This window comes from Halopiger goleimassiliensis (assembly GCF_000455345.1).
GTDB lineage: Archaea > Halobacteriota > Halobacteria > Halobacteriales > Natrialbaceae > Halopiger_A > Halopiger_A goleimassiliensis.
Window position 1 is genome coordinate 2743669 of record NZ_HG315690.1, and the last position, 23750, is coordinate 2767418.

Below are 23750 nucleotides of genomic sequence, written 5' to 3' on the forward strand. Positions count from 1 at the left end.
CGGCCGACGGATCAGCGTCGGATCGCGTCCGCGGATCGCCGCCTCGAGTACGCACCGTACGTACCCCTGTAGCGCCGGTACGGGCCACAACATACCTCGAAATAGCAGAAATATAATTTTTCATATCAAATGCCGTCGATGAATACACCGATGTCTGAAGATTCCACAACCGCGGACGGCGACTCGAGCGCGAATCGACGCGGCTTTCTCGAGCGACTGGCAGCGACCGGCGTCGCTAGCGGGATCGCTGCGGCACTCTCCGGGCGGCCGATCGCGGAGCCTGTCGCAGCACGACCGGCCGCCACTGACGATCCCTTCGAGTTCGATCCATCGGCGGATCCCGACGGGACGTTCCCACAGTCGATCGCCAGCGGCGGGCCAACGGCCACCGGGGTGATCTGCTGGACGCGGATCGATCCCGACGCCTACCGGGACGACTGCCCGCTCGCGATCGAAGTCGCGACCGACGAGGCGTTCGACGACGTCCGCTACAGCGGCGTCGTCGACGCGGACGCCATCACGCCGGAACACGATTACACCGCCCGGGTGGACCTCGACGGGGAACTCGAGTCGGATCGTCGCTACTACTACCGGTTCGTCTACGACGGCGTCGCCTCGCGGACCGGACGCTGTCACACGTTGCCGACGAGTGACGACGAGCGCGAGTCGCTGTCGCTCGCCGTACTCACCTGTCAGGACTATCAGAACGGGTACTACGGGGCCTACGCCCACCTCGCGGAGGAAGACGTCGACTTCGTCGTCCACCTGGGCGATTTCATCTACGAGTCGGCCGACGGCCAGTACACCTCGCCGACGAACGACGTCTACGAGGGCCGCGACATCGACCTCCCCAGCGGGAACGGACTCGCGGAGACGCTCGAGGACTTCCGCCACCTGCACGCCACCTACCGCGGCGATCACCTGCTGCAACGCGGGCTGGAGCAACACACCCTGATCGCCGGGTGGGACGACCACGAGATCGGCAACAACTGGTGGTGGGACGAGGAACAGGAAGCGCCGCGCCTCCCCGAGAAGGACCGCGGCGACGATCCGGAGTTCGCCTTCGAGGTGGCGGCGAACGGGATCCAGTCGTGGATCGAGTACATGCCGGCCCGGATCGAGTACGATCCGGAATCCTCGGCCCTTCACGACCGACTTCGCCTGTGGCGGCGGATCGAGTTCGGTGATCTCGCTACGCTGGTCGTCACGGACGAACGCCTCTATCGGGACGGGCCGCCCTGCGGCGAGCAGCGACTCCTCTGTGGCGACGAGGACGATCCGGACCGAACGATGCTCGGGGACGAACAGCGCGAGTGGTTCCTCGAGACGGTCACGACCGACGACGCCCAGTGGACGGTGTGGGCGAACGAAGTGCTCACCATGCCGATCTCGGTCGGAAGCGGCTACCTCCAGGCCGAGATCATACACGATTCCTGGGACGGGTTCCAGGCCGAGCGGGAGACGCTGATGCAGGCGATCGCCGAGGACGGCCCGCGGAACTTCATCACGGTGACGGGTGATCTCCACTGTGCGATCGCCGGAGTTCAGGGGACCGAATACAACGAGTGGTGGTGGACCGAGTCCGAACCCGTCGGCGTCGAACTCATGACGCCGTCGGTCACGAGCGTCAACGCGGCCGACGTCATCGATTTCCCCGGCGACCTCGACGACGCGGCCGTCGCGGAACTCGTCCGCGCGAACAACCCACACATGGAGTTCGTGAACTGGCACGTACACGGCTACTCGGTCGTCGAGTTCACGGAAGACGACTGCACGTACACCGTCTACGAGGTCGACAAAACGGTCGACAGCGAGGACGCGACGAAACGAGCGGTTGCTTCGTATCGCGTCCCCGACGACGAGGTCGAACTCGAGGAACTCGAGGTGCACGAGGGCGCGAACTACCTCGCAGAGGAGTGATCGGAAACTGGCCTGTCAGGGACGACAACGTTAACACGCGGTCCGAGGACCATCCGGTATGACCGTATCCATCGGACGCGCGCTGGTGACGGGCGGCGCAGGCTTCGTCGGTACCCACCTCGTCCAGCGGTTGCTCGCGGACGGGACGGCCGTGACGGTCGTCGACGACTGCTCGAACGGTGACCGCGACCGGATTCCGGACGACGCGGAGTTCGTCGAAGCGGACCTGACCGAGTCGGACGCGCTGGCGGGCCACCTCGAGGGCGTCGACTTCGTCTTCCACCTCGCGGCGTCGAAACACGTCGACACGGATCGCCCGCACGGCCAGTTCGACGACAACACCCGGATGACTCGCACCCTCCTCGAGGCGATGGCCGACGCCGACGTGACCGATATCGCGTACACTTCCTCCTCGACGGTCTACGGCGAGGCTCCGCGACCGACGCCCGAGGATTACGCCCCGCTCGAGCCGATCAGCGCCTACGGCGCGAGCAAACTGGCCGACGAGGCGCTGCTCTCGGCGCGGGCACACAGCCACGACCTGACCGTCCGAACGTTCCGGTTCGCGAACGTCGTCGGACCGGGCTTGCGCGGGGCAGTGATCCCGGACTTCATCGAGAAACTGCAGGCCGATCCGGAGACGCTCACGATCCTCGGCGACGGCCGCCAGGAGAAGTCCTACCTCCACGTCGAGGACTGCATCGACGCGGTGCTGCACGTCGTCGCCCGAACCGGCGGCGACGGTGGCTCGATGCACACCTTCAACCTCGGTACGCGAACGACGACCTCCGTCGACCGGATCGCTACCATCGTCGCCGACGAGATGGGGCTCGATCCCGCGTTCGAACACACCGGCGGCGAACGGGGCTGGACCGGCGACGTCCCGAAGATGCGCCTCTCGATCGAGAAACTGTCGGCGCTGGGGTGGGAGCCGACGTGCTCGAGCGACGAGGCCGTCCGTCGGGCGACGCGGGAACTCCTCGCGGAACTCGACTGACTTGTTGATTCGCAGGAGAGTCACTCGAGAGACGACGAGCGGTCCGCTCGGTCCCGTTTTAGGTGAGCTTAAATATCTGGGCTAGCGAGTCCGGAGCATGAACGACGGCGGGGACCACACGGCACCGGAACCGACGGGGGATCGGTCGTCCCGCCGATTTGTCGGACGGCTGACTCGACGGCACGTGACGATCGCCGGAACGGTGCTGGTCGTCCTCGGCCTGCTCGTCGCGATCCGAGAGATCGACGGGGGTGCGGTCCTCGCGGACGTCACCGATGCCGACCGCCGATACCTCGTGGCTGCGGCGGTCGCCTACGCCCTCTCGTGGCCGCTTCGGGGCCGCCGGTACGGCGACGTGCTGTCGGCGATGGATCACCGCCTCGGGACGGCCTTCCTTACGGCCGCGGTCTTCGTCAGTCAGACGGCCAACCTCGCGATCCCGGCGCGGGCCGGCGACGCCGCACGCGCGTACGTCCTCAAAGAGCGGGACGTGCCCTACACCGCGGGCTTCGCCTCGCTGACCGTAGAACGGCTCTTCGACCTGGCAACGATCGCGGCGCTGGCCGGCCTCGCGACGGCCTGGCTCGCTGTCCAGGGTGACGCCGGCCCGCTCGCGAGCGCGGCGACCGACGGGGCGCGGACGGCCCTCCTCGCCGCTGGCGTCGTCAGCACGACCGCCGTCGGCGTCGGTGCCGTGGTCGTCACCGCGGCCAGATCGAACCGCGACCTCGCTGCGGAGCTTCGGACGCACGTCGGGGGATCGTCCCGACGCGACCGCGCGCTCGAGGCCGGACTCCGGTTCGCCGGCGACGTCGCGGTCGTCGCTCGCCGACCGCGTGCGTTAGTTACGATCGGGGCCGCCAGCCTGGCGGTGTGGGCGCTGGACGTCCTCACGGCGATACTCGTGCTCGCGGCGTTAGACAGCGGCCTCGCGCTCGGCCCCCTGGTCGCGGTCGGGACGCTGGCGGTCAGCGTCGGCAACCTGGCGAAGGTGTTGCCGCTCTCGCAGGGCGGCGTCGGTCTCTACGAGGCCGCGTTCACGGCGTTGATCGTCGCGCTCACGCCCGTCGGCGCGAGCACGGCCCTGGCCGCGGCGATCGTCGATCACGCGCTGAAAAACGCGATCACCCTCGTCGGCGGGGCGGCGTCGGTGGCGTCGCTTGGCGTCTCGCTGACGGCGGCGACCGACGAGCCAGGAGCCGACCGCGAGACCGGCAGTTTTTTAGGCCAGCCTAAAAGATAGCGGAGCAATGAGTCAGGACATCTGCGTCGTCGTTCCGACGATCCGGGAGTACGAGTGCATGCGCTCGTACTTCGAGAACGCCCGCGAACACGGCTTCGACCTCTCGCGACTCCACGTCGTCCTCGTCACCGAGGACTTCTGCGAGACCGACGCGATGGAACGGATGCTCGAGGAGGAAGGCGTCGCCGGCGAGGTCTTCGACGGCACCCGCCGGGAGGAGTGGTACGCCGAGCACGGCATCGAGGAGTACGGGCACGTCGTCCCCGCCGCGAGCCACGCCGAGACGAGTTTCGGCCTGCTGTACATGTGGGCCAACGACGAGTTCGAGTACGGCTTCTTCATCGACGACGACACCCTCCCTCATCCCGAGGAAGACTTCTTCGGGACGCACATGGAGAACCTCGCCTTCGAGGGCGAGATCGAGGAGATCTCCTCGGACGAGCAGTGGGTCAACGTCCTCTACCAGAACGCCGACGAACACGGTCTCTACCCGCGCGGGTATCCCTACTCGGCGATGGGAGAGACCGTCGAAACCGGGACGACCGAAATCGAGCGCGGCCAGGTCGTCGCCTCGCAGGGCCTGTGGACGAACGTCCCCGACCTCGACGCCGTCCGCATTCTGATGGACGGGGACCTCGAGGGACAGGCCCAGACGCGCACCTCCCGAGAGGACTTCGGCGACGACTTCGTCGCCGCTCGCGGGAACTACCTCACCGTCTGCTCGATGAACCTGGCGTTCCGCCGCGAAGTGATCCCCGCCTTCTACCAGTTGCCGATGGACGACAACGAGTGGGACGTGGGCCGCTTCGACGACATCTGGTCGGGCGTCTTCCTCAAGCGCGCCTGCGACGTGCTCGGCAAGCGCATCTACAACGGCGCGCCGCTCTGTGAGCACAACAAGGCCCCCCGCAGCACCTTCGACGACCTCAACAACGAGGTGCCGGGACTAGAACTCAACGAGCACCTCTGGCGAATAATCGACGACGTCGGTGCCGGCGCGGACTCCTACGGCGAGATCTTCGAGGCGATGGGCCGCGAACTCGCAGAGGGCGACTGGTCCGACTACAACAACGGAGCGTTCTTCAACTACGTCGGCGAACACATGCTCGACTGGCTCGAGGCCCTCGAGGCCCTCGAGCGGCCCGTCGCCGTTGCTGGGAATCGACGCCTATAAGTATATTTAGGCCGGCCTAAAAAATATGACTCGAAACCGCGTTTCGACCGATCGGCGGACGTTTCTCGCCGGTTCGGCCGCTCTCGGCGCGGCCGGTCTCGCCGGCTGTACCGGCCTCATCGGTGGTGAGGACGACGACCAGTTGATCGGTCAGATCGGCTCCGGTCGCGAGGGACGGCCGGAACCCGGCGGCACGCCGATGGCCGAACTGCCGGACCTCGAGGGGGAACTCACCGTCTACTCGGGCCGCGGTGAGTTCCTCGTCGGCGAACTGCTCGATCACATCGAGGGGCTCTACGACGACTTCGAGGCGAACATCGATCCCGGTGGCTCCTCGGATCTCGTCAACCAGATCCTGACCGAAGGGGAGGGTACCCACGCCGACGTCTTCTACACCGTCGACTCCGGCGCGCTCGGCACCCTCGCGGACGAGGGCCGCACCCAGTCGCTCTCGAGTGACACCCTCGACATGATCGACGAGGAGACGTTCTACACCGACGACTGGGTCGGTACGTCGGGTCGCGCCCGGACGATCCCCTACAACACGGACGCGCTCTCCGAGAGCGACATGCCCGACTCGATCGACGCCTACGCCGACTTCGACGGCCAGCTCGGCTGGGCACCCGAGTACGGCTCCTTCCAGGGGTTCGTCACCTCGATGCGCATCCTCGAGGGCGACGAGGCTACCCGCGAGTGGCTCGAGGGCATCATCGACTCCGGGGTCGCGTACTACGGCAACGAGATGGCCGTCGCCGAAGCGGTCAACGACGGCGAACTCGACGCCGGGTTCACGAACCACTACTACATCCAGCGGGTCATCGAGGGCTCCTCGGATCCGTCGATCGCCACCAACTTCACCGCGGGCGACGCCGGTGCGACGTTCGACGTCGCCGGCGCGACCGTGATCGATCAGGCCGACGATCCCGAACTCGCCGAGAACTTCATCAAGCACCTCCTCTCCAGCGAGGCCCAGGAGTTCTTCGCCGTGGAGACGTTCGAGTACCCCACCATCGAGGGCGTCGAGCCCGTCGGCGACCTGCCGACGCTCGAGGAACTCGACGTGCCGGACGTCGACCCGACCCAGCTATCGAACGTCGACGAGACGATCGAACTGATGCGCGAGGCCGGCGTCGACATCTGATCGGCCCCCACTCGTCTCCAGCACCGTCTCCGCGTTCTCGTGACTCGAGCCACCGACTACCGGCGTCGACTCGCCCGCTTTTCCCGCCGCCTGCGTCGGGGTGATCTTACCGGCGGTGACCGCTACCGGATCGCGGCGCTCGTCCTCTCGCTGTCGGCCGGACTCGCGGTCTTCGTCGTCGCCAGCCGGCTGTTTCCGTACCACTCGAGCAACGACGACGAGGCCGTCTACCTCCTCCAGGCCGCGATGTTGCTCGAGGGGCAACTCGAGCTCCACGCGGGCGAGCTGGCCGACGCCTTCAGGCCCTGGTTCTTCGTTGAAGACAGCGGTCGACTCTACCCGAAGTACACGCCGGTTCCGGCGGCGATGTTCGCCGGCGGGATGGCCATCTTCGGCGAGCCGCGGGTGACGCTCGCGGTCGTCGCGGCTGGCAACGCCGCGCTGGTGTACGTCCTCGGCTCGATGGTGTTCGACCGGACGGTCGGTCTCGTCGCCGCCGCCTGCTTCGCCGCCTCGCCGCTGGCCTTGCTCACCTCGTCGGTGTTCCTGCCCTACGCGCCGACGACCCTGTTGAACCTGCTGTTCGCGGTGTTGTACCTGCGGGGCGTCCGGGACGCCCACGCCCCGAGCGCCGCCGGTGCGGGCGTCGCTATCGGACTCGCCTTCTTCGCCCGCCCCTACACGGCGGTGCTGTTCGCGGCTCCGTTCGTCCTCCACGCGCTGTGGAGCGTCGTGCGGGTTTGCCGTCACGATGGGGTCGCCGCACTCCGGTGGCCCCTCCCCGATCCGATCCGTCGGAACGCCCTCACCGCCGGCTTCGGACTGGCGTTCGTCGGCCTCACGCTCGCGTACAACGCCCGCCTGACGGGGTCGCCGCTGGTGTTCCCCTACGAGGCGTTCGCGCCGCTGGACGGCCCGGGCTTCGGTTACCGCGAGATCGAGGGGCATTCGATGGAGTACACCCCGTCGCTGGCGCTCGAGGCGAACGGCTACGTGCTCCGGTACTTCGCCACCCGGTGGTTCACCGCGGGACTGATCGGCACCATCGCAGCGCTGGCCGGCTTGGCGCTCGCGCTCCGGCGCTGGCTCCCGACAGCCGACGGAGAAGGCGGTCACTTCGGCCGGATTGCCGGCCTCGTGCTGGCCGGCCTCCTGGTGACGGTTCCGCTGGGCAACGTCGCGTTCTGGGGGAACCGGAACATCCTCTCGACGATGGGCGACCCGACGAACGGCCTCATCTCGCAGTTCGGGCCGTTCTACCACTTCGACCTCCTCGTCCCGCTCTCGATCTTCGCTGGGTTCGCGGCCGTGGCGGGCTGGCGACGGCTCCGTAGCGGTCGCCTCCAGGACCGACTCGCCGCCCGCACCACCAGCGAGACGGCCCGCCGCATCGCACTCGCAGCCCTCGTCTCGAGCGTCCTGCTCGTCGGCGCGGCGAACGCGGCGATCCTCGCGCCGCCCGTCGAGCGGAACGACGCGTACACCGAGGGGTTCGAGGAGGCCTACGAACCCTTCGAGGAGCGAGACCTCGAAGAGGCGCTCGTCTTCCTCCCGACGCCCTATGGCGACTGGCTGGGCCACCCGTTCCAGCCGCTGCGGAACGATCCCGGCCTCGACGGCGAGGTCGTCTACGCGCTCGAGGGCGATCCCGAGCGCGATTTCGCCGTCATCGACGCCTACCCCGACCGCACCTACTACCGGTATGCCTACCACGGCGAGTGGACGGCCACGCCCGACGACCCCGTGACCGCCACGCTCGAGGAACGAACCGTCCGCGAGGCCGAGACGTTCGACGGGGAGATGGTCGTCGGCGTCCTCTCGACCGTCGACTACGCGACCGTCCGCCTCGAGGCCGACGTCGGCGGCTACGCGACCTACGATCTGAACGAACTTGGCGAGGACGTCACGGTCGACTGGACGCTCGAGGACGGGACTGCGTCGATCGACCGCGTCCACAGCGGTGACGCGAACCGGTCGCTCGAGAACGCCTCGGTCGACCTGGGGGCGACGGACGAACTCGCGCTCTCGGTGACGCTGCTCCAGTCCGACGGCTCGTCGCTCACCTACCGACAGGAGGCGACCGTCCGAACGACCGACGACGGACACGAGGTCGTCTGGCCGCCCGAGCGGACGGTCTGTACGCTCGTCACCCAGTGTGGCTCGGAAGGGACGTACATTCCCGACGAACCCGACCTGTACTTCGACGGCGTGTCGTTCGAGACGCGACTCGAGGCAAGCGACGCGGGACCGTGAGTTCGCGACCGCAGGAAAGCGGCGATCCCGAATTATCGCGACGGGTCGTGCGGCAGTTCGCGCAGCCGTTCCTCGAGACAGACCTTGACGATCGATTTTCCGATCTCGGCACCGCCCTTCAGGGGGTCGAGTTTCGTCTCCCCGGCGCGCTCGCGATACTCGATGGGGTGTTCGCGGACGTCGTAGCCCCGCATGAGCGGACGGATCAGCAGTTCGGCCGAGAGGCCGGTGTTCTCGCTCCACTCGATGTCCTCGATCACCTCGCGGCGATAGGCGCGCATCCCGGTCGTGGTGTCGTGGACGCGCGTTCCCATGAGGAGACTGGCAACGGCGGCGAAGACGTGGTTGCCGAAGCGGTTCAGCGTCGGCATCGCCTCCGCGCCGTGGTAGAGGCGGTCGCCGCTGACCACGTCGTAGCCCGCGTTGATCAGCTCGAGGAACTCCGGCAGCTGCTCCATCGGGTAGGTGTCGTCGCAGTCGGTCGTGACGACGATCGGCCGGTCGGCCGCCAGAAGCGCCTCGTGGACGGCGACGCCGTAGCCCTGTGGCTCCTGTTCGATCACCGTCGCGCCGTGCTCGCGGGCGATCTCGGGCGTCCGATCGGAGGAGCCGTCGACGCAGACGACCTCGGCCTCACCGTCGGTGACCGCCTCGATGTCCGACAGCACCGTGCCGATCGCCTCCTCCTCGTTGTACGTTCCCATGACGACGCTGACGTCCTCGAAGGTGTACGCCCCGGCGTCGTCGGCACCGCCCGTCAGCTCGGTCCCGTCCTCGCTACTCATTGGCGGTACTCTCTGTCCGCCGTATTTATATTTTAGGTTTGCCTAAAACGTCGGAGTAGCCGCCCCGAACGGCGAGACCGATCGACCGCCGGCGACGCGCTCCTCTCGGGGACGGCGGCTACGCGGCTCCGGCGTTCCGTCCGCCGTCGACCTGCTCACGGAGGAGGGTCTCGAGGTGAGCGATGCGCGTTTCAGTGCTGGGATGCGTCCGGAACGGTCCGCGCGACGCCGATGCGTCGCGTGGAAGAATATCCAGTACGCTGGCCGACTTCGCCCAGGTGCGCTTGTCCTCGGACGGACGCGAGCGCCGGTCCGAGAGCGTCTCGAGCGCGCTGACGAGGGTGCCCGGAGAGCCGGTCAGTTCCGCGGCCCCCCTGTCGGCCGCGAGTTCGCGACCGCGCGAGAGGGTCGCGATACCGAACTGACAGCACAGTCGCTGGACGGCCGTGACGGCAGTCAGGAGCGCCCACAGGCCGACGTGAGCCAGGTAGCCGAGCGGTTGGCGGACGAGCAGTTCTCGCGACGGGGGATCGTCCGACCCCACGCGTTCGGCGACGAGCATCGGGACGAGCACGAGGTTCGTGATGCGACTGTCGCCGTTCGCGAGGTGGCTGATCTCGTGGGCGAGGACGGCCTCGAGTTCGTCGCCCGAGAGCGCGCTCACGAGTCCGGTCGTGACGATGATCGTCCCGTTCGACCGCCCGCCGACGGCGTACGACTCCGCTCGCTGACGGTCGGCGACGTACGTATCCGGCTCCGGAATATCCGCCTGCTGGGCGAGCCGACGGGTCCGGTTCGCCAGTTCGGGATGCGTTTCGGTGGCCGGCGCACCCGCTTCGCCGAGTTCGGCCCGGAACGCCCGAATTTCGTCCCGGACCGGTCGGTAGTACAGGATCGGAAGCAGGGGGATCCCGGCTACCACTGCAACGCGAAGGGGAGACGTGAGGACGCTCCAGAACAATCCGTAAGAGCCCCCGGAAAACGGCAGCAACAGCGTCTCGAGCGCGTACACGACGGGGAGCAGCGCGAGCCAGGCGAGTAATCCGCCCGCGAGGATCGCCGTCGCCGCGACGACGAGCGAGACGACCGCGAGCACGGCCAGTGCGGCGAGCATCCGCCAGGCCAGCGACAACCGCATCCGACGACCGAGATTCATGACGGCGACTCCACACGAATCGATCCGATCGAGGGGCTGATCAATCTTCTGTGATACGTTCGCCGTCCCCGGCGGTCCCGACGACGGAACGCCCCGGTGCGGCGGCGACCGACGGGGGCACAGAACGGATCACGAGAGCGTCGCGAGCACGTCCTCGGCGGCCTTCAGCGCGAGCGCCGCGATCGTCAGCGTCGGGTTCATCGCGCCGCCGGTCGGGAAGACGCTGCTCGAGGCGATCCAGCAGTTCTCGAGGTCGTGGGTCCGCAGGTCGGGGCCGACGACGCTCTCGGCGGGGTCGTCGCCCATTCGGGTGGTTCCCATGTGGTGGAACGCCGGCCCCGTGTTCTCGGGACCGACGCGGCCGGTGATCTCCGCGCCGAGTTCCTCGAGAATCCGCTCCTGAACCTCGTTGGCCCGTTCGATCGTCCGCAACGCCCGGTCGCCGACATTCCAGTGGACGTCCGGGACGGGGTTGCCGTGGTCGTCGGTCGTCTCCGGGTCGAGAGCGACGTAGCTGTCCTCGCGGGGGAGTTGCTCGACCAGCGCCCCCATCCCGACGTGGGTGCCGTACTCGGAGCGGATCCGCTCGAGCAAGGAGTCGCCCCACTCGTTGCCGGAGAGGGCCATCCCCACGGGGGAGGGGCCAGCGTAGTTGAAGAACTCGAGTTTGAACGGGCCGACCTCCTCGTCAGCCTCGTCGTAGAACTGGTGGCACTCGCTGGTCATGAACCCGACGTGGTTCTGCCGGGTCGGCTCGTCCAGGACGCCGTCGACCCCGGCGAAGAGGTGGTCCATGAAGAACCGACCCACGAGGCCGCTCGAGTTCGCGAGGCCCTCGGGGTGCTCGGGCGACTCGGAGAGCAACAACAGCCGCGGCGTCTCGACCCCGCCGCAGGCGATCACGAAGGCGTCGGCCTCCTGGCGGTACTCCTCGCCGTCGGGAGTGGCGTAGACGGCCGCCTCGAGCGTTTCCCCGGCGGCGTCGTGTTCCAGCCGCTGGACCGGCGCGCGGTCGATCACCGTCGCGCCCTTCTCCTCGGCGCGCTCGACGTGAACCGTCGCGTCGTACTTCGCGCCGGAGGGGCAGACGGGTTCGCAGGTGCCGTAGCCGACGCAGGCGCTCCGGCCGTCGTAGCCCTCGGAGTTGCGGGCGTTCGGCACCGAGTGCATCGCGATCCCCAGCTCGTCGCAGGCCTCGGCGAACAGCGAGTCGCTGTAGGAGGGCGGAAACGGAGGCATCGGGTGGGGCTCCTCGCGGGGCGGCGCGAAGGGATTGTCGTCGGCCCCTGCAACGCCCAGTTCGCGCTCGGCCTGCGCGTAGTACGGCCGCAGGTCCTCGTACTCGATCGGCCAGTCGACGCCGACGCCGCGCGCAGACTGGGAGTTGAAGTCGTCCTCGTGCAGCCGCATCACCATCCCCTGCCAGTGGAGCGTCGTCCCGCCGACGCCTTTCACGCGGGTCTGGTTGAGCGGGTAGAACCACTCGCCGGACGCCGAGTGGGCGTCCCGTTCGGGGTCGCCGTCCCAGACGTCCGGGCGGTCGTAGGCCGGCCGGATCGCGCGCTCCTGGCGAGCCAGCCGATCCTCGGCGGAGAAGCGAGGGCCGGCCTCGAGGATCACCACCTCGTACCCCTCCCCGGCGAGGCGGTCGGCCACCAGGCCGCCGGCCGGCCCTGCTCCGACGACACAGACGTCGGCGTCCTCGACGGGCGTCCGGTCCGTGGCACCCTCGAGCGGCGCGGCCGCCTCGGCGGGCGGACGGGAACTCACGATTCGGGCCCCCGCTGGTAGGTCTCGAGGCCGCCGGCGTGGCCCTGCGGGTTCTCGATGCCGGCCAGTTCGCCCCCCGTCGGCGAGACGTACAGCCCCAGCAACAACTCGTTGACGACGTAGTAGCGGATCCGCTCCGGCGTCGTGCCGTCGGGCCGTTCCGGCACGCTCGCCACGCCCAGGGTGCGCAACAGCAGGTCGCGGTCGTCGACGGACAGGTCGGCGAACGGGACGCCCTGCCACCCCTCCGCCTCGTCGTCGAGGTCGGCGATGGTCGCCTCCAGTCCCGCCGCGTGGCCCGCCGCGTCGAGACGACCCTCGAGGAAGGTCTCGACGAATTCCTCGACGCCCTCGAGTTCGGAGGGATAGACGACCTCGGCGGCCGCGAGCATCGTCTCGATGGTGTGTTCTCGAGACGCCGATGAGCCGCCGGTTCGACTGCGGTGGAGGGCCGTGACCGCCGCGCCGCCGGCACCCAGCGCCGCGAGCGCGGCGACCGCGTCCCGCCTCGTCAACTCCATGCACAGGGATTAGGCAAACCTAAACCTTATAGCCGTTGAAACGAGACGCTTCGCGTACGTACCGCGTCGGGAGTGGCGACCGCATCGACGAGCGGGGGTTCGTCTCGGACGGTCGCCGTCGCACCCGACCCACGTTGATTCGACTTCGACCTCATGAAATCGCTCTTTCGACGCTACGGCCGGACGACGGACGACCTGCCGATCGGGCTGACCTTGCTCTCCGGGGCCATCGCCGCGACGATCCTCTTCCCGCTCACGTGGCTCGTCGTCGAGGCGGTGACCGTCGAACCGGGACGGGCGTGGGAGATGGTCGTCCGCCCGAAGACGCTCGAGGTCGTCCTCAACAGCCTCCTGATGACGACCGGCGTGACGGTGCTGTCGATCCTGATCGGCGTCCCGCTCGCGTGGCTCACCGTCCAGACGGACCTGCCGTTCCGGCGATTCTGGTCCGTCGTCGTCGCCCTCCCCCTCGTGATTCCCAGCTACATCGGCGCGTTCGCGTTTGTCTCGGCGTTCGGTCCCCGGGGCGAGTTCCAGTCCCTGCTCGAACCGCTGGGCATCGAGCAGATCCCCGAAATCTACGGCCTCCCCGGGACGGTCCTGGTCATCACGCTCTACACCTACCCCTACGTCTACCTGACCACCCGAGCCGCGTTGCTCTCGTTCGACACCACCCTCCTCGACGCCGCGCGGACGCTCAACCACGGCCGCTGGCGGGCGTTTCGCCGCGTCACCTTTCCGCAGATCCGCCCGGCGGTCGCCGCCGGCGCTCTCCTGGCCGCGCTGTACGCCATCTCCGACTTCGGGACGCCCGCGATCATGCGGTTTTCCGTCTTCACCCGGCAGATCTACCTCGAGATGAACACGTTCAACGTCGAGTACGCCGCGATGCTCTCGCTGCAGTTGCTCGGCCTCGTCCTCGTCGTGCTCGCGCTCGAGTCGGCCGTGCGATCGAACGAGTCAGTACAGAGCGACGCCGCCGGCGGGAGCGGGGCCTCCTCGGGGCCGGCCGTCACGCTGGGCGCGTGGCGCTGGCCGGCGACGCTGTTGCCCGCCGCCGTGACGACGCTTGCGCTCGTCGTCCCCATCTGGATCCTGGGGCTCTGGCTCGTCAACGCCGATCCCTCAGCCCGTCCGGAACTCGCGTTCGAACTCCACTACGCGACGAACTCGCTGAAGGTCGCCGGGGCCGCGGCGCTCGTCTCGGTACTGGCCGCACTGCCCGTCGCCTACTTCGCGGCCAGAAACGACTCGCCGCTGTCGGGGCTGTTCGAGCGCGCCACCTACGTCGGCTTCGCGGTTCCGGGCATCGTCCTCGCGCTCGCACTGGTGGCCTTCGCGACGTCGTACGACGGATTCGCCGGCGACTCGCCGCTGCTGCCGGCGATCTACAAGACGACGCCGCTGCTCGTCTTCGCCTACGTCGTCCGGTTCATGCCCCAGGCGGTCGGCTCGATCCGCTCGAGCACCCTGCAGGTTGATCCGATGCTCGTCGAGGCCGCGCGTACCCTCGGGACGCCGCCGCTGCGGGCGTTCCGGCGGATCACGCTCCCGCTCGTGACGCCCGGCATCGTCGCCGGGGCGGCGCTGGTCTTCCTGACCACCATGAAGGAACTGCCGGTGACGCTCATCCTCAAGCCCATCGGGTTCGAGACGCTGGTCACCCTCATCTGGGAGGCCCAGGAGCAGGCGTACTTCCAGTACGCCGTGATCCCCTCGATTCTGTTGCTCGTCATCTCCGGCCTCTCGATGGTGATCCTCCTCTCGGCCGGTAACCAGGAAGGGCTCTGAGGGGGGCGGCGAGAGCCCCACTCCGCGTTAGCCGTCGGCCGCCTCGAGCAGCGACGGGTCGTCGATCGACGGATCGTTGACCGCCGTCGAGACCGGATACGCGCGCATCTCGTCGGCCGGGTACGGCTCGAGCAGGTCCCGCGGGTCCTCGCCCGCGAGCCACCGACGCTCGTCCGCGGGGTCGAGGATCACCGCCATCCGGTGGTGGAGGTCGGCGACGAGGTCGTTCGGCTCCGTCGTCACGATTGTGAACGTCTCGAGCGGCTCGTCACCGTCCTCGTCGACGTCTGCACCGCCGCCGAACGCCTCGAGTCCCGCCTGCGTCGTCTCGGGCTCCCAGCGATCCCACAGCCCCGCCATCGCGAACGGCCGGTCGTCCTCGAAGGCGACCCTGTAGGGCCGTTTGCCGTCGTCCGTCTCGACCCACTCGTAGAAGCCGTCGGCCGGGACGAGACACCTGCGTCGCTCGAACGCCTCCCTGAAACTGGGCTTCTCGTCGACCGTCTTCGCCCGCGCGTTGATCAGACCGTCGCCGTCGTCCTCGGCCCACGAGGGCACCAGCCCCCACTCGAGCCGCCGGATGCGCTCCGGCGCGTCGTTCGTGATGACGGGCAGCTGCTGGCCCGGCGCGGCGTTGTACCGCGGCGCGAACGGGGCGTCGAACGCGGCGTCGAACCGCTCCTCTACGTCGTCGCGCTCGAGGGCGATGGTGTAGCGGCCACACATGTCCGTGGTGTCGGCAGGCCGGGACAAATCGTTGTTCCCTTGGAGCGGGGTCCAATCCGTGTGCGTGCCACCGGAACGGTCGTTGCACCGATAACGACGTACCGAAACGCCAGAACAGGGATATCAACTGTCGACCTGCTCGATTACGAGGTCGACTTGTCCGTAGACTCGTCCGCTGGCTCCCCTCCGTACGGGGAGAATCCAGTGTTCGGAGTCACCGTCCCGGACTTCAGGGCGTATTGACCGACGCCCCTCCGACGAGACGACTGTTGGCCTCGTCGGAGATAGGCCGCAGCGACGTTTTTCGACGCGATATAGTCGGCGTGACCAGTGCACCCACAAGACTGGCAATCGAACTTGTCGCGCGATACTCGATTGGCAGAGTCGGTAGATCCACACTCCGGACACCGCCGACTCGTGTTCGCGGGCGACGTCGTGTCGACGAACAACCCTTCAGCCTTCGCCTTGTACACCACGTACGAGCGAAGGGTATCGAACGCCCACTCGGAGTGCCAGTCCGCGTTCGGTAGCCGTTCGCGGATTCCGTTCAACTCTTCGAACACGATCCCGTCACAATCGTACTCGAGAGCTTCCTCGACGATACCGTTCGCTACCTCGTGGAGGACGTGCTTGACAAATTCTTCCTCCCGGCCGCTTACGTCCTCGAGCGTCCGGTACGCGCTTCGACTTCCCGACGACTGAATGTTGCTACGGATCCGCTCGAACTCACGCCGAACGTGGTTGAGTTCTCCAGCCGAAAAGAACCGTGCGGTACTGGTAACCGCAATCTCGGAGACGCCGAGGTCAACGCCGAGAACCGTTCCGTTCTCGGAGTCAGGATCGACATCGACCGGTTTTCGAACGCCGAGGTGAAGATACCAATCACCGTCCCGGTAGTGAAGCGTCGACTCAGTCGGCTCCCAGTCGTCGTTCCCGAGGTATTCGTACTGGTAGCCGTCATCGTCGTCCGGTAGCACTAGATCCGCACGGACTCGAGGGTGATCACCGCAGGTCGTGAGCGACACTTCCTCGCGCTCCGGGAACACGGTCATCGTTCGCGCGTCGAACGTCATAGAACGAGACGTAAACTCGGGACGAGTCGCGCGGTAGCCGGTTCGACGACGCTCGAGTCCCGACCGAATCGCCCGCGCGACGTGATGCGTTGCTAAAACGGAGTGTTGGCTTCCGAGGGCCGTCTCGTCCCGAATGCGATCGTACGTGAGTTGCTGTACGTCGATTGCGGTATCGGCCACACCCCAAGCCATCTCGGATGCGATGTTACAGCCCTCGAGCCAGTGATCTATCGTCCGCTCGAGTAGATTCGAGTCGGACTCGGCGACAGCTAGGCGTGTGATCACAGTTCGGCGATGGTACTCGTCTGTCGCCACAGTAAAATTACTTTACCGAAGTGTATGAATCTATTTCCCTTCCAGGGAATAGGTTGGGAGAACGGAGTTTATAGCGAACAGGGGGGCCTGTTCGAAATTTTTACTACGATAGTTAAAAACGAGCGCCAGGACTGGGATTTGAACCCAGAATCCCGAAAGGGAACACGCTTTCCAGGCGTGCGCCTTACCGTTCGGCCATCCTGGCTCACGTGTTGCTAACCGGGTCCGTCGTTTAACTCTTACTTTTACCGTCGCCGCGGTGTGCCTCGGTTTCGTTCGCCCCGGGATCGGCGTCGTCCGTCGCCCGGCGGGCGGCCCAGTCGGCGATCCGGTGCTCGAGCGCGTAGGCACACCCGGTCGTCACACAGCCGACGAGCGCGGCGACGGCCGCCGCCTGTCCGATCGAGAGGAGCGGCTCGACGAGCAACGCGTACCCCTGGACGAGCGCCAGGACGGCCACCACGCCGACCGCACCCCACAGCAGGGCGGATTTGGCACGGACGTTCATCGCGGGATGGAACGGTCGAGACGGTCGATCACGTCACTCGAGCGCGGCCACGGCCTCGATTTCGACGCCGACGCCCTTGGGGAGGGCGGCGACCTCGACGGCGCTGCGGGCGGGCGGTTCGTCGTCGAAGTAGTCGGCGTAGGTCTCGTTCATCGCGTCGAAGTCGTCGATGTCGTCGAGGAAGACGGTGACCTTGAGGACGTCTTCGGGGGCCGCGCCCTCTTCCTCGAGGATGGCGACGAGGTTGTCGAGCGCCCGTTCGGTCTGGACCGCGATCGGTTCGTCGTCCAGCAGGTCGCCGTCCGGTGTCAGCGGAATCTGTCCGGCGGTAAACAGCAGGTCGCCGTTCGTCGTCGCCTGGCTGTAGGCACCGACCGCTGCGGGTGCCTCGTCGGTGTCGATGATCCGTTTCATACCTCCGTGATCGACTCGCCGGCGCTTAAAAGGAGGCGAAACGGGATCGGTGTCCCGTCGGGGACCCCACGTGTAACGTCGCCAACTATTTATCGCGGCCGTTCGTACGTCGGGTCGCATGACAGTCCTTTCGACCGAAGACGAGGGGAAGTTCCTGATGGACGTTCGCGGCGAGCAGATCGGTATCGTGACGGAAGTCGATCCGATCGAGCAGGTGGCCTACGTCGATCCGGAACCGAGTCTCACCGAAGCGTGGATCCAGGGCCTCGGCCGCGGCGACGCCAACGAAGACGACCTCGAGATTCCGGCTGAAAACGTCGCGACGGTCACCGACTCGGAGGTGCGCGTCGACGCGGACCTGAGCAGCGACGCCGAAGAGTAGTCACACGAGTACGTCGACCTCGTAACCCGCCTCCCGCAGCGCCTCGAGGAACGCGTCGACGTGGTCGGGGCCGCGCATCTCGAGTTCGATCTCGACCTCGGTGTCGTTCATCTCGACGTCGCGGGACGTACGGTCGTGGTGGATCGCGTAGATGTTCGCCCGGTGTTCGGTGAAGATCTCGAGCAGTTTCTCGAGCGCCCCGGGTTCGTCGGTGAGGACGGTGCGGATCTTCAGATAGCGGCCGGTTTCGACGAGGCCCCGGACGACGACGTTCGTGAGGGTGTTGAGGTCGATGTTCCCGCCGGAGAGCAGCGGGACGATCGTCTCGTCCTCGTCGTAGTCGAACGTCTCGAAGAGCAAGGCGGCAAGCGGGACAGCGCCGGCACCCTCGACGACCGTCTTCGAGCGCTCGAGCAGATAGGTGATCGTCACGGCGATCTCGGGATCGGAGACGGTGACGACCTCGTCGACGTACTCCTCGATGTGATCGAAGGTGTGCTCACCGACGCTGCGGGTCGCGATGCCGTCAGCGATCGTATCGACGCCGTCGAGCGTGATGCGCTGGCCTTTCTCGAGCGATTTGGCCGCGCTCGAGGCACCGTCGGCCTGGACGCCGATCACGCGGACGTCGGGCCGTTGCTCCTTGATCGCGGTCGCGACGCCGCTGATGAGACCGCCGCCCCCGATGGGGACGACGACGGTTTCGACCTCGGGACAGTCCTCGAGGATCTCGAGGCCGAGCGTCCCCTGGCCGGCCATCACCATCTCGTCGTCGAAGGCGTGGACGTACGTCCGGCCCTCCTCGCGTTCGATCTCGTGGGCGCGTTCGGCCGCCTCGTTGTAGTCGGTACCCGAGAGGACGACCTCGGCCCCGTAGCTCCGGGTCGCTTTCACCTTCGCGATGGGGGCGTACTCGGGCATGACGATCTTCGCGTCGACGCCCGCGCGGGTGGCCGCCAGCGCAACGCCCTGTGCGTGGTTGCCCGCGCTGGCGGTGACGACGCCGGCCGCCTTTTGCTCCTCCGAGAGGGTCGCGATCCGGTTGGTCGCACCGCGGATCTTGAACGATCCCGTCCGCTGGAACGTCTCGAGTTTCAGGTGGACGTCGGCACCCGTCATCGAAGAGTACGTGTGCGAGTACTCGAGCGGCGTACGTCTGGAGGTGTCCCGTACTCGCTCGCGTGCGTCGAGAATATCCGAGCGTTCGAGCATAGTTCGGGGTTTCGTCTCGGTGCGTATAGTAGCCACTGCCACGGAAGAGCCGTGTGTACCGTTCCCAGGAACCGGAGCGGTAGTCTACTGGACGCCAGTTCCGGAGGGAGCGCCGTTCGGGTCGCGGTCCTACCGGTACATAGTCCGTCGGTGACAGGGGCGCGCTGTCCCGGCGGTCGCCCGGACAGCACGACAGGGAATACAGGATGCACGGCGTGTGACGTGCAACTGAAGACGGGGACGCGGGGCACATAAAACCCACCCCTCCGCGGTGAAAGTGAAATAGCAGGACAGAGAGGCGATAGACGGTCCGTCAGACGGTCGGCGGACGATCGTCATTCGTGAGGGCGTACCACGACGTCCGTCGACGCGAGGTACTGCCGGACCCCGGCCGGAAACGGTTCACAGGCGGGCCAGTCGATTCGCTCGGCGACGCCGAGTTCGGCCGGATCACCGACGTAGACGTGTGCGTGCGCCTCGTCGCGACGTCCCGGCTCTGGGTCGTCGTGACCCGCTCCCGACGCTGCGATCGGGACCCTCGTCCGGACGTAGCGGCCGTCTTCGACGCCCTCGTACGCGTCGAGCCGTTCGAGCGCGAGGCGCTCGACGGCCAGCACTCTGCCCTCGACGCTCCCGCCGGGTGCGAGCGTCGGATAGCGGCCGTCGACGCGGTGGAGGCCCTCGAGCGTCGCCGCCCCGTCGAACGCGAACCCGTCGGCCGCGAGGAGTTGCTCGACCTGTGCCCGGTCGGTCAGCGTGCCGTAGACGAAGACGAACTCGAGCGCGCGATCCGATCGTGACCGGTCGACCACGTTCGAGCGTGCACCGCGTTCGTACTTCCCAGTTGTGCTCGACGGGCTCTCGAGTCGCCTCCGGTCTCGGCGTACTCCGGAGTCGTTCGGAGCATCGCTATCTACCGCCTGACGGATTTGTTTCACTCCCAACAGTACAAAGCACTTATATGTATGTTCGGGAGAGGAGTCCATGAACCGCGAGTACGCCCTCGCGATTGCCGCCCTGTTGGTCGTCGTCGCCGCCGGCTCGACCCTGGTCCTCGGGGGTGCGATCGATACCCCCGCCGAACCCGAGACGGAGGCGTCCGTCGACGGCTACGCGTCGCTCGTGGAGGTGACCATCGCCGCCGAGGAGGCCTCGGGAGAGACCGTAACGCTCGCGGTCGATAGCTACCTCGAGGGCCGCGACGGCCCCGTCGAGAACGTCACCGTCGTCCATCGGGCGACCGATACCGACTCCAATCTCGTCGAAGAGACGACCGAACATGCGGTCGGGACGGTTGCGGCCGGTACCGAAACGGTCGCGGAGGGAACCGCCGACCACGCCTCGGCCGAACCGGACCTCGAGTCCACCGATACGGACGCCGGAGGAACGACGGGGAGTTCCAGCACCCGAGCCGCCGGCCCGGACCTTCCGGAAGACGTCCGGACCTACGTCGCGTGGGGTGGGCTGGCGATCTGTTCGCTGTTCGCGATCTTCGCCGTGAGTCAGCTCTACGGGAGCGTGACAGAAGCGATCCACATCTGGGTCGAGCCAAGACACCAGCCGCTGATCGAGGCGGCGTTCAACCTCGTCGTCCTGCTGGGGTCGCTGATCGGAATCTCCCTCGGCGTCCGAGAGCTGAGTTGACGCGGCGAGAAAACGAGTTGGTCGCCGACCGTTAGCGATCCTCGAGGGCCACGAACTCCTGATCTTCGGGACCCGTGTACCGACCGCGCGGGCGGATGAGCCGGTTGTCCTCCTGGTACTCGAGGGTGTGAGCGATCCAGCCGCCGGCGCGGCTCATCGCGAAGATGGGCGTGTACATGTCGATCGGGATGCCCAGCTGGTAGTAGACGGAGCCGGAGTAGAAGTCGACGTTCGGGGCGATGCCCTTCTCGACGAGGCCCTTCTCCTCGGTGAGGTACTCCTCGATGGTCGTGGTGATCTCGTACCACTTGTCGTCGCCGTTTTCGGCGAGTTCCTCGCTGCGGCGCTGGAGGATCTTCGCACGGGGGTCCTTGACGTTGTAGACGCGGTGACCGAAACCGGGAATGCGACGGCCCTCCTCGGTGGCCCCTTCGACCCACTCGAGCGGGTCCTTGCCGCTCTCGTCGATCTCGAACAGGACCTCCATCACGTCCTGGTTCGCACCGCCGTGCAGCGGGCCGGAGAGCGCGGCGATGCCGCCGGTGACGGCGCTGTAGATGTCGGCCATCGTCGAGCCGATCACCATCGAGGTGAACGTCGAGGCGTTCAGACCGTGGTCGGCGTGCAGGATCAGCGCCTGATCGAACGTCTCGGCGTGGACGTCGTCGGGCTCCTCGCCGGTCAGCATGTAGAGGAAGTTCGCGGCCAGCCCCAGGTCCGGATCGGGATCGATCGGCTCCTCGTCGAGGCGGTAGCGCTCGAACGCCGCGAGCGCGGTCGGGATCTTGGCGGTGATGCGCCGACCCTTGCGCAGCGACGCCTCGAGGTCGTCGGGCTCGGCGTCGTCCTCGGGTTCGGTCGCGGAGAACATCGAGACGGCCGTCCGGAGCGCGGCCATCGGCGCTTCGTCGGCCGCGGCGAGCCGTTCCATCGTCGCGAGCACGTCCTCGCTGACCTCGCGTTCATCGGTGAGAGCCGCGGAGAACTCCTCGAGTTCCGCGGTCGTCGGCAGATGACCGTGCCAGAGGAGATACAGGACCTCCTCGTAGGTCGCCTCCTCGGCCAGATCCTCGATGGAGTAGCCGCGGTAGACCAGTCGGCCGGCGTCGCCGTCGATCGAGCTGAGCTCGGACTCTGCAACTAAAACACCCTCCAGCCCTTTCTTGAGGTCGTCTGCCATACTGTTGGATTTCCGTCGCCGATGGAAAAGTATTGTCGTTTGGTCGCTGTTAGAACCGCCAGCGTGAGAGATCCGGATCGATTTTCGATTCCGTTTTAGGACAGTTCGTTTGACGGGTCGAACCGGACCGTCCGTTCCACATAATCGATCATACGAAACAGTCTCGGTGTCTCCGATGATCGATCGTTCGAAAGGGTGGTACACAGGAGTGTACCGGCGACCAGTACCCTCGGCGGGGAGCCGTCACGACCGCGGCCGCGACTGACGTCCCGTCAGCGTTCGACGATCGATTCCATGAGCTTCGTCTGTGCGGCCGCGAGGTGTTCGGTGAACGTCGAACGGGCGACGCCGAGTTCCTCGGCGACGTCGGTCGCGTTCGCCCCTTTGGGGTACTCGAAGTATCCCATCTCGTAGGCCGTCTCCAGAATCTCCTGCTGCCGGTCGGTGAGCACGTCCCGGTCGACGATGACCGGGTCACCAGAGGCTTCCTCGTGATCCTGCGTGAGGTCCTCGACGAGGACGCCGTCGAACCGATCGCGCAGTTGATCGACGATCTCGGCGATGTCCTCGAGTTCGAGGGTCCGGAACGACAGCAACAACGCGCCGTCCTGAGCGCGGACGGACGTCACCGGCGTTCCGGTCTCCTCGACGACCTCACACGCACAGTTCGAACTGGTCTCGCGTTCGAACCGGTAGACTGCTTCCCGTTCGTTTGACTGTACCGGGACCATCTCGTGGTCGTCAGAGACCACGCTGTCGTCGACGGTCGCGTCGGCCTCGACGCCGAACTCCTCGACGACCGTGCCGTTTTCCCCCGCCCGGGTACGACTCACCGAGTCGATCGGGTCGTCGGTGGTGGCCGAGATCTCCGCGACCGGACACGTCGCCGGCTCGTCGACCACGACTGTTGCACGAAAGCCTGACATACTCGAGTCTATCCGTGCCGGTACCATAACCGCCACAGGAATTCCCGCCCGGTGAAAATACCCACCGAACGCGGGGCGAACGTGTTCGACCCGCTATTCGTCCCCTCCCCAGTCGCGACTCGTCCGTACCCCGGTCGACCGCTGCAACGCGTCTCGGCCTCGCGTCGCTCGCCGAGGAGTTCCTGAATCTCCGTACAGCCGGCCTATCGAGGGCGTCCGAGCGGTGTTCGTCGTCGCGGTCGTCGCCGTCCTTCCGTCGGTCGCTTCGACCCTCGTCGTCGCTCCTGCCGTGGCACGGTCGAACTGGTGTACCCGCGCGGTTCAGCGGTTGGGGCTCCCGATTCGTGCCGTCGTACTCGCTGCGATCTTGCTCGTGCGTGATGCCGACCGACCCTCTGGGATCACGCTACGCCCGTGCTTCGGATCGAGCGTTCCGTCACCGAACGCAGTACGCCCTGGCTCTGCCAGGGGAGTTTTAATAAACCACATTCAGAAATAAGAATATTTATTAATACTGTGTTCGCCTCTATTAACTGTGGGAGACCTACCAGCACAGGTGGTACCTGATCAGCACGAGACGACGGAATGATCGTAACAACTAACAAGTGAGATTTAATTA

Annotated in this window: 21 protein-coding genes and 1 tRNA gene; 9 read left to right on the forward strand and 13 right to left on the reverse strand. The window is 66.8% G+C overall.

Translation table 11 applies throughout. From position 1 onward, the window contains the following. Positions 1 to 150 precede the first annotated feature (150 nt). The 6 genes from TX79_RS13445 (at position 151) to TX79_RS13470 (ending at position 8728) form a co-directional block, all read left to right on the forward strand. On the forward strand, positions 151 to 1920 hold the full coding sequence (locus tag TX79_RS13445) for an alkaline phosphatase D family protein (RefSeq protein WP_049927951.1): 1770 nt from the start codon (positions 151 to 153) through the stop codon (positions 1918 to 1920). Positions 1921 to 1978: 58 nt separating this feature from the next. Further along, positions 1979 to 2917, forward strand: a complete 939-nt coding sequence (locus TX79_RS13450) for an NAD-dependent epimerase/dehydratase family protein (RefSeq protein ID WP_049927952.1) — start codon at positions 1979 to 1981, stop codon at positions 2915 to 2917. A 97-nt stretch (positions 2918 to 3014) separates the two neighbouring features. Continuing rightward, on the forward strand, positions 3015 to 4160 hold the full coding sequence (locus tag TX79_RS13455) for a lysylphosphatidylglycerol synthase transmembrane domain-containing protein (protein ID WP_049927953.1): 1146 nt from the start codon (positions 3015 to 3017) through the stop codon (positions 4158 to 4160). A 7-nt stretch (positions 4161 to 4167) separates the two neighbouring features. Beyond that, positions 4168 to 5334 carry an alpha-1 4-glucan-protein synthase gene (locus tag TX79_RS13460; protein ID WP_049927954.1) on the forward strand — a complete coding sequence of 389 codons (1167 nt, stop codon included), beginning with the start codon at positions 4168 to 4170 and terminating at the stop codon, positions 5332 to 5334. A 25-nt stretch (positions 5335 to 5359) separates the two neighbouring features. Then, positions 5360 to 6475: an extracellular solute-binding protein gene (locus TX79_RS13465; RefSeq protein WP_049927955.1), complete on the forward strand. Its 1116-nt coding sequence runs from the start codon at positions 5360 to 5362 to the stop codon at positions 6473 to 6475. A gap of 39 nt (positions 6476 to 6514) precedes the next feature. Then, on the forward strand, positions 6515 to 8728 hold the full coding sequence (locus tag TX79_RS13470) for a DUF7846 domain-containing protein (RefSeq protein ID WP_326544638.1): 2214 nt from the start codon (positions 6515 to 6517) through the stop codon (positions 8726 to 8728). A gap of 32 nt (positions 8729 to 8760) precedes the next feature. Here TX79_RS13470 and TX79_RS13475 read toward each other — a convergent pair whose 3' ends face one another. The 4 genes from TX79_RS13475 to TX79_RS13490 all read right to left on the reverse strand — a co-directional run bounded on the left by TX79_RS13475 (position 8761) and on the right by TX79_RS13490 (position 12960). Continuing rightward, positions 8761 to 9513 (reverse strand): dolichyl-phosphate hexose transferase, encoded by a 753-nt coding sequence (locus tag TX79_RS13475; protein WP_049927956.1) that lies wholly within the window; start codon positions 9511 to 9513, stop codon positions 8761 to 8763. Positions 9514 to 9631: 118 nt separating this feature from the next. Beyond that, positions 9632 to 10669 (reverse strand): M48 family metallopeptidase, encoded by a 1038-nt coding sequence (locus TX79_RS13480; RefSeq protein WP_049927957.1) that lies wholly within the window; start codon positions 10667 to 10669, stop codon positions 9632 to 9634. A gap of 129 nt (positions 10670 to 10798) precedes the next feature. Beyond that, complete coding sequence (locus TX79_RS13485) at positions 10799 to 12442, reverse strand: GMC family oxidoreductase (RefSeq protein ID WP_154660552.1); 1644 nt, start codon at positions 12440 to 12442, stop codon at positions 10799 to 10801. Then, positions 12436 to 12960, reverse strand: coding sequence for a gluconate 2-dehydrogenase subunit 3 family protein (locus tag TX79_RS13490; protein ID WP_049927959.1), 525 nt, complete (start codon positions 12958 to 12960; stop codon positions 12436 to 12438). Before TX79_RS13490 ends, TX79_RS13485 begins: the two co-directional genes overlap by 7 nt. A gap of 153 nt (positions 12961 to 13113) precedes the next feature. On the opposite strand from TX79_RS13490, the gene TX79_RS13495 reads away from it, so the two are divergent. Continuing rightward, the gene (locus tag TX79_RS13495) at positions 13114 to 14751 is read left to right on the forward strand and encodes an ABC transporter permease (RefSeq protein ID WP_049927960.1); all 1638 of its coding nucleotides are present in this window, start codon (positions 13114 to 13116) and stop codon (positions 14749 to 14751) included. Positions 14752 to 14778: 27 nt separating this feature from the next. Here the strand turns inward: TX79_RS13495 and TX79_RS13500 are convergent, their stop codons facing one another. From TX79_RS13500 to TX79_RS13520, 5 genes are all read right to left on the reverse strand, one after another. After that, entirely contained in the window at positions 14779 to 15477 is a 699-nt protein-coding gene (locus tag TX79_RS13500; protein ID WP_049927961.1) for an SOS response-associated peptidase, read from the reverse strand. A 143-nt stretch (positions 15478 to 15620) separates the two neighbouring features. Next, positions 15621 to 16865: an RNA-guided endonuclease InsQ/TnpB family protein gene (locus TX79_RS13505; protein WP_049927962.1), complete on the reverse strand. Its 1245-nt coding sequence runs from the start codon at positions 16863 to 16865 to the stop codon at positions 15621 to 15623. 123 nt (positions 16866 to 16988) lie between these two features. After that, positions 16989 to 17070 (reverse strand) — tRNA-Ser (locus tag TX79_RS13510). A 27-nt stretch (positions 17071 to 17097) separates the two neighbouring features. After that, positions 17098 to 17373, reverse strand: a complete 276-nt coding sequence (locus TX79_RS13515; protein ID WP_049927963.1) for a hypothetical protein — start codon at positions 17371 to 17373, stop codon at positions 17098 to 17100. A gap of 33 nt (positions 17374 to 17406) precedes the next feature. Then, a complete protein-coding gene (locus tag TX79_RS13520) occupies positions 17407 to 17787 on the reverse strand; it encodes a Rid family detoxifying hydrolase (protein WP_049927964.1) in 381 nt (126 codons plus the stop codon). Positions 17788 to 17905: 118 nt separating this feature from the next. On the opposite strand from TX79_RS13520, the gene TX79_RS13525 reads away from it, so the two are divergent. Next, positions 17906 to 18169, forward strand: coding sequence for a hypothetical protein (locus tag TX79_RS13525; protein WP_049927965.1), 264 nt, complete (start codon positions 17906 to 17908; stop codon positions 18167 to 18169). Here the strand turns inward: TX79_RS13525 and ilvA are convergent, their stop codons facing one another. Together ilvA and TX79_RS13535 are read right to left on the reverse strand one after the other, a co-directional pair. Further along, entirely contained in the window at positions 18170 to 19381 is a 1212-nt protein-coding gene (gene ilvA, locus TX79_RS13530) for a threonine ammonia-lyase (protein ID WP_049927966.1), read from the reverse strand. Between the two features lie 335 nt (positions 19382 to 19716). Beyond that, positions 19717 to 20193 (reverse strand): gamma-glutamylcyclotransferase family protein, encoded by a 477-nt coding sequence (locus tag TX79_RS13535; RefSeq protein WP_049927967.1) that lies wholly within the window; start codon positions 20191 to 20193, stop codon positions 19717 to 19719. A 172-nt stretch (positions 20194 to 20365) separates the two neighbouring features. Here TX79_RS13535 and TX79_RS19715 point away from each other — a divergent pair, with 172 nt between their 5' ends. After that, positions 20366 to 21025, forward strand: coding sequence for a DUF7490 domain-containing protein (locus TX79_RS19715; RefSeq protein ID WP_049927968.1), 660 nt, complete (start codon positions 20366 to 20368; stop codon positions 21023 to 21025). Positions 21026 to 21056: 31 nt separating this feature from the next. On the opposite strand, the gene citZ is transcribed toward TX79_RS19715, so the two are convergent. Then, positions 21057 to 22205, reverse strand: coding sequence for a citrate synthase (gene citZ, locus TX79_RS13545; protein ID WP_049927969.1), 1149 nt, complete (start codon positions 22203 to 22205; stop codon positions 21057 to 21059). Positions 22206 to 22477: 272 nt separating this feature from the next. Next, positions 22478 to 23131, reverse strand: a complete 654-nt coding sequence (locus TX79_RS13550; RefSeq protein ID WP_049927970.1) for a helix-turn-helix domain-containing protein — start codon at positions 23129 to 23131, stop codon at positions 22478 to 22480. Between the last annotated feature and the right edge of the window lie 619 nt (positions 23132 to 23750).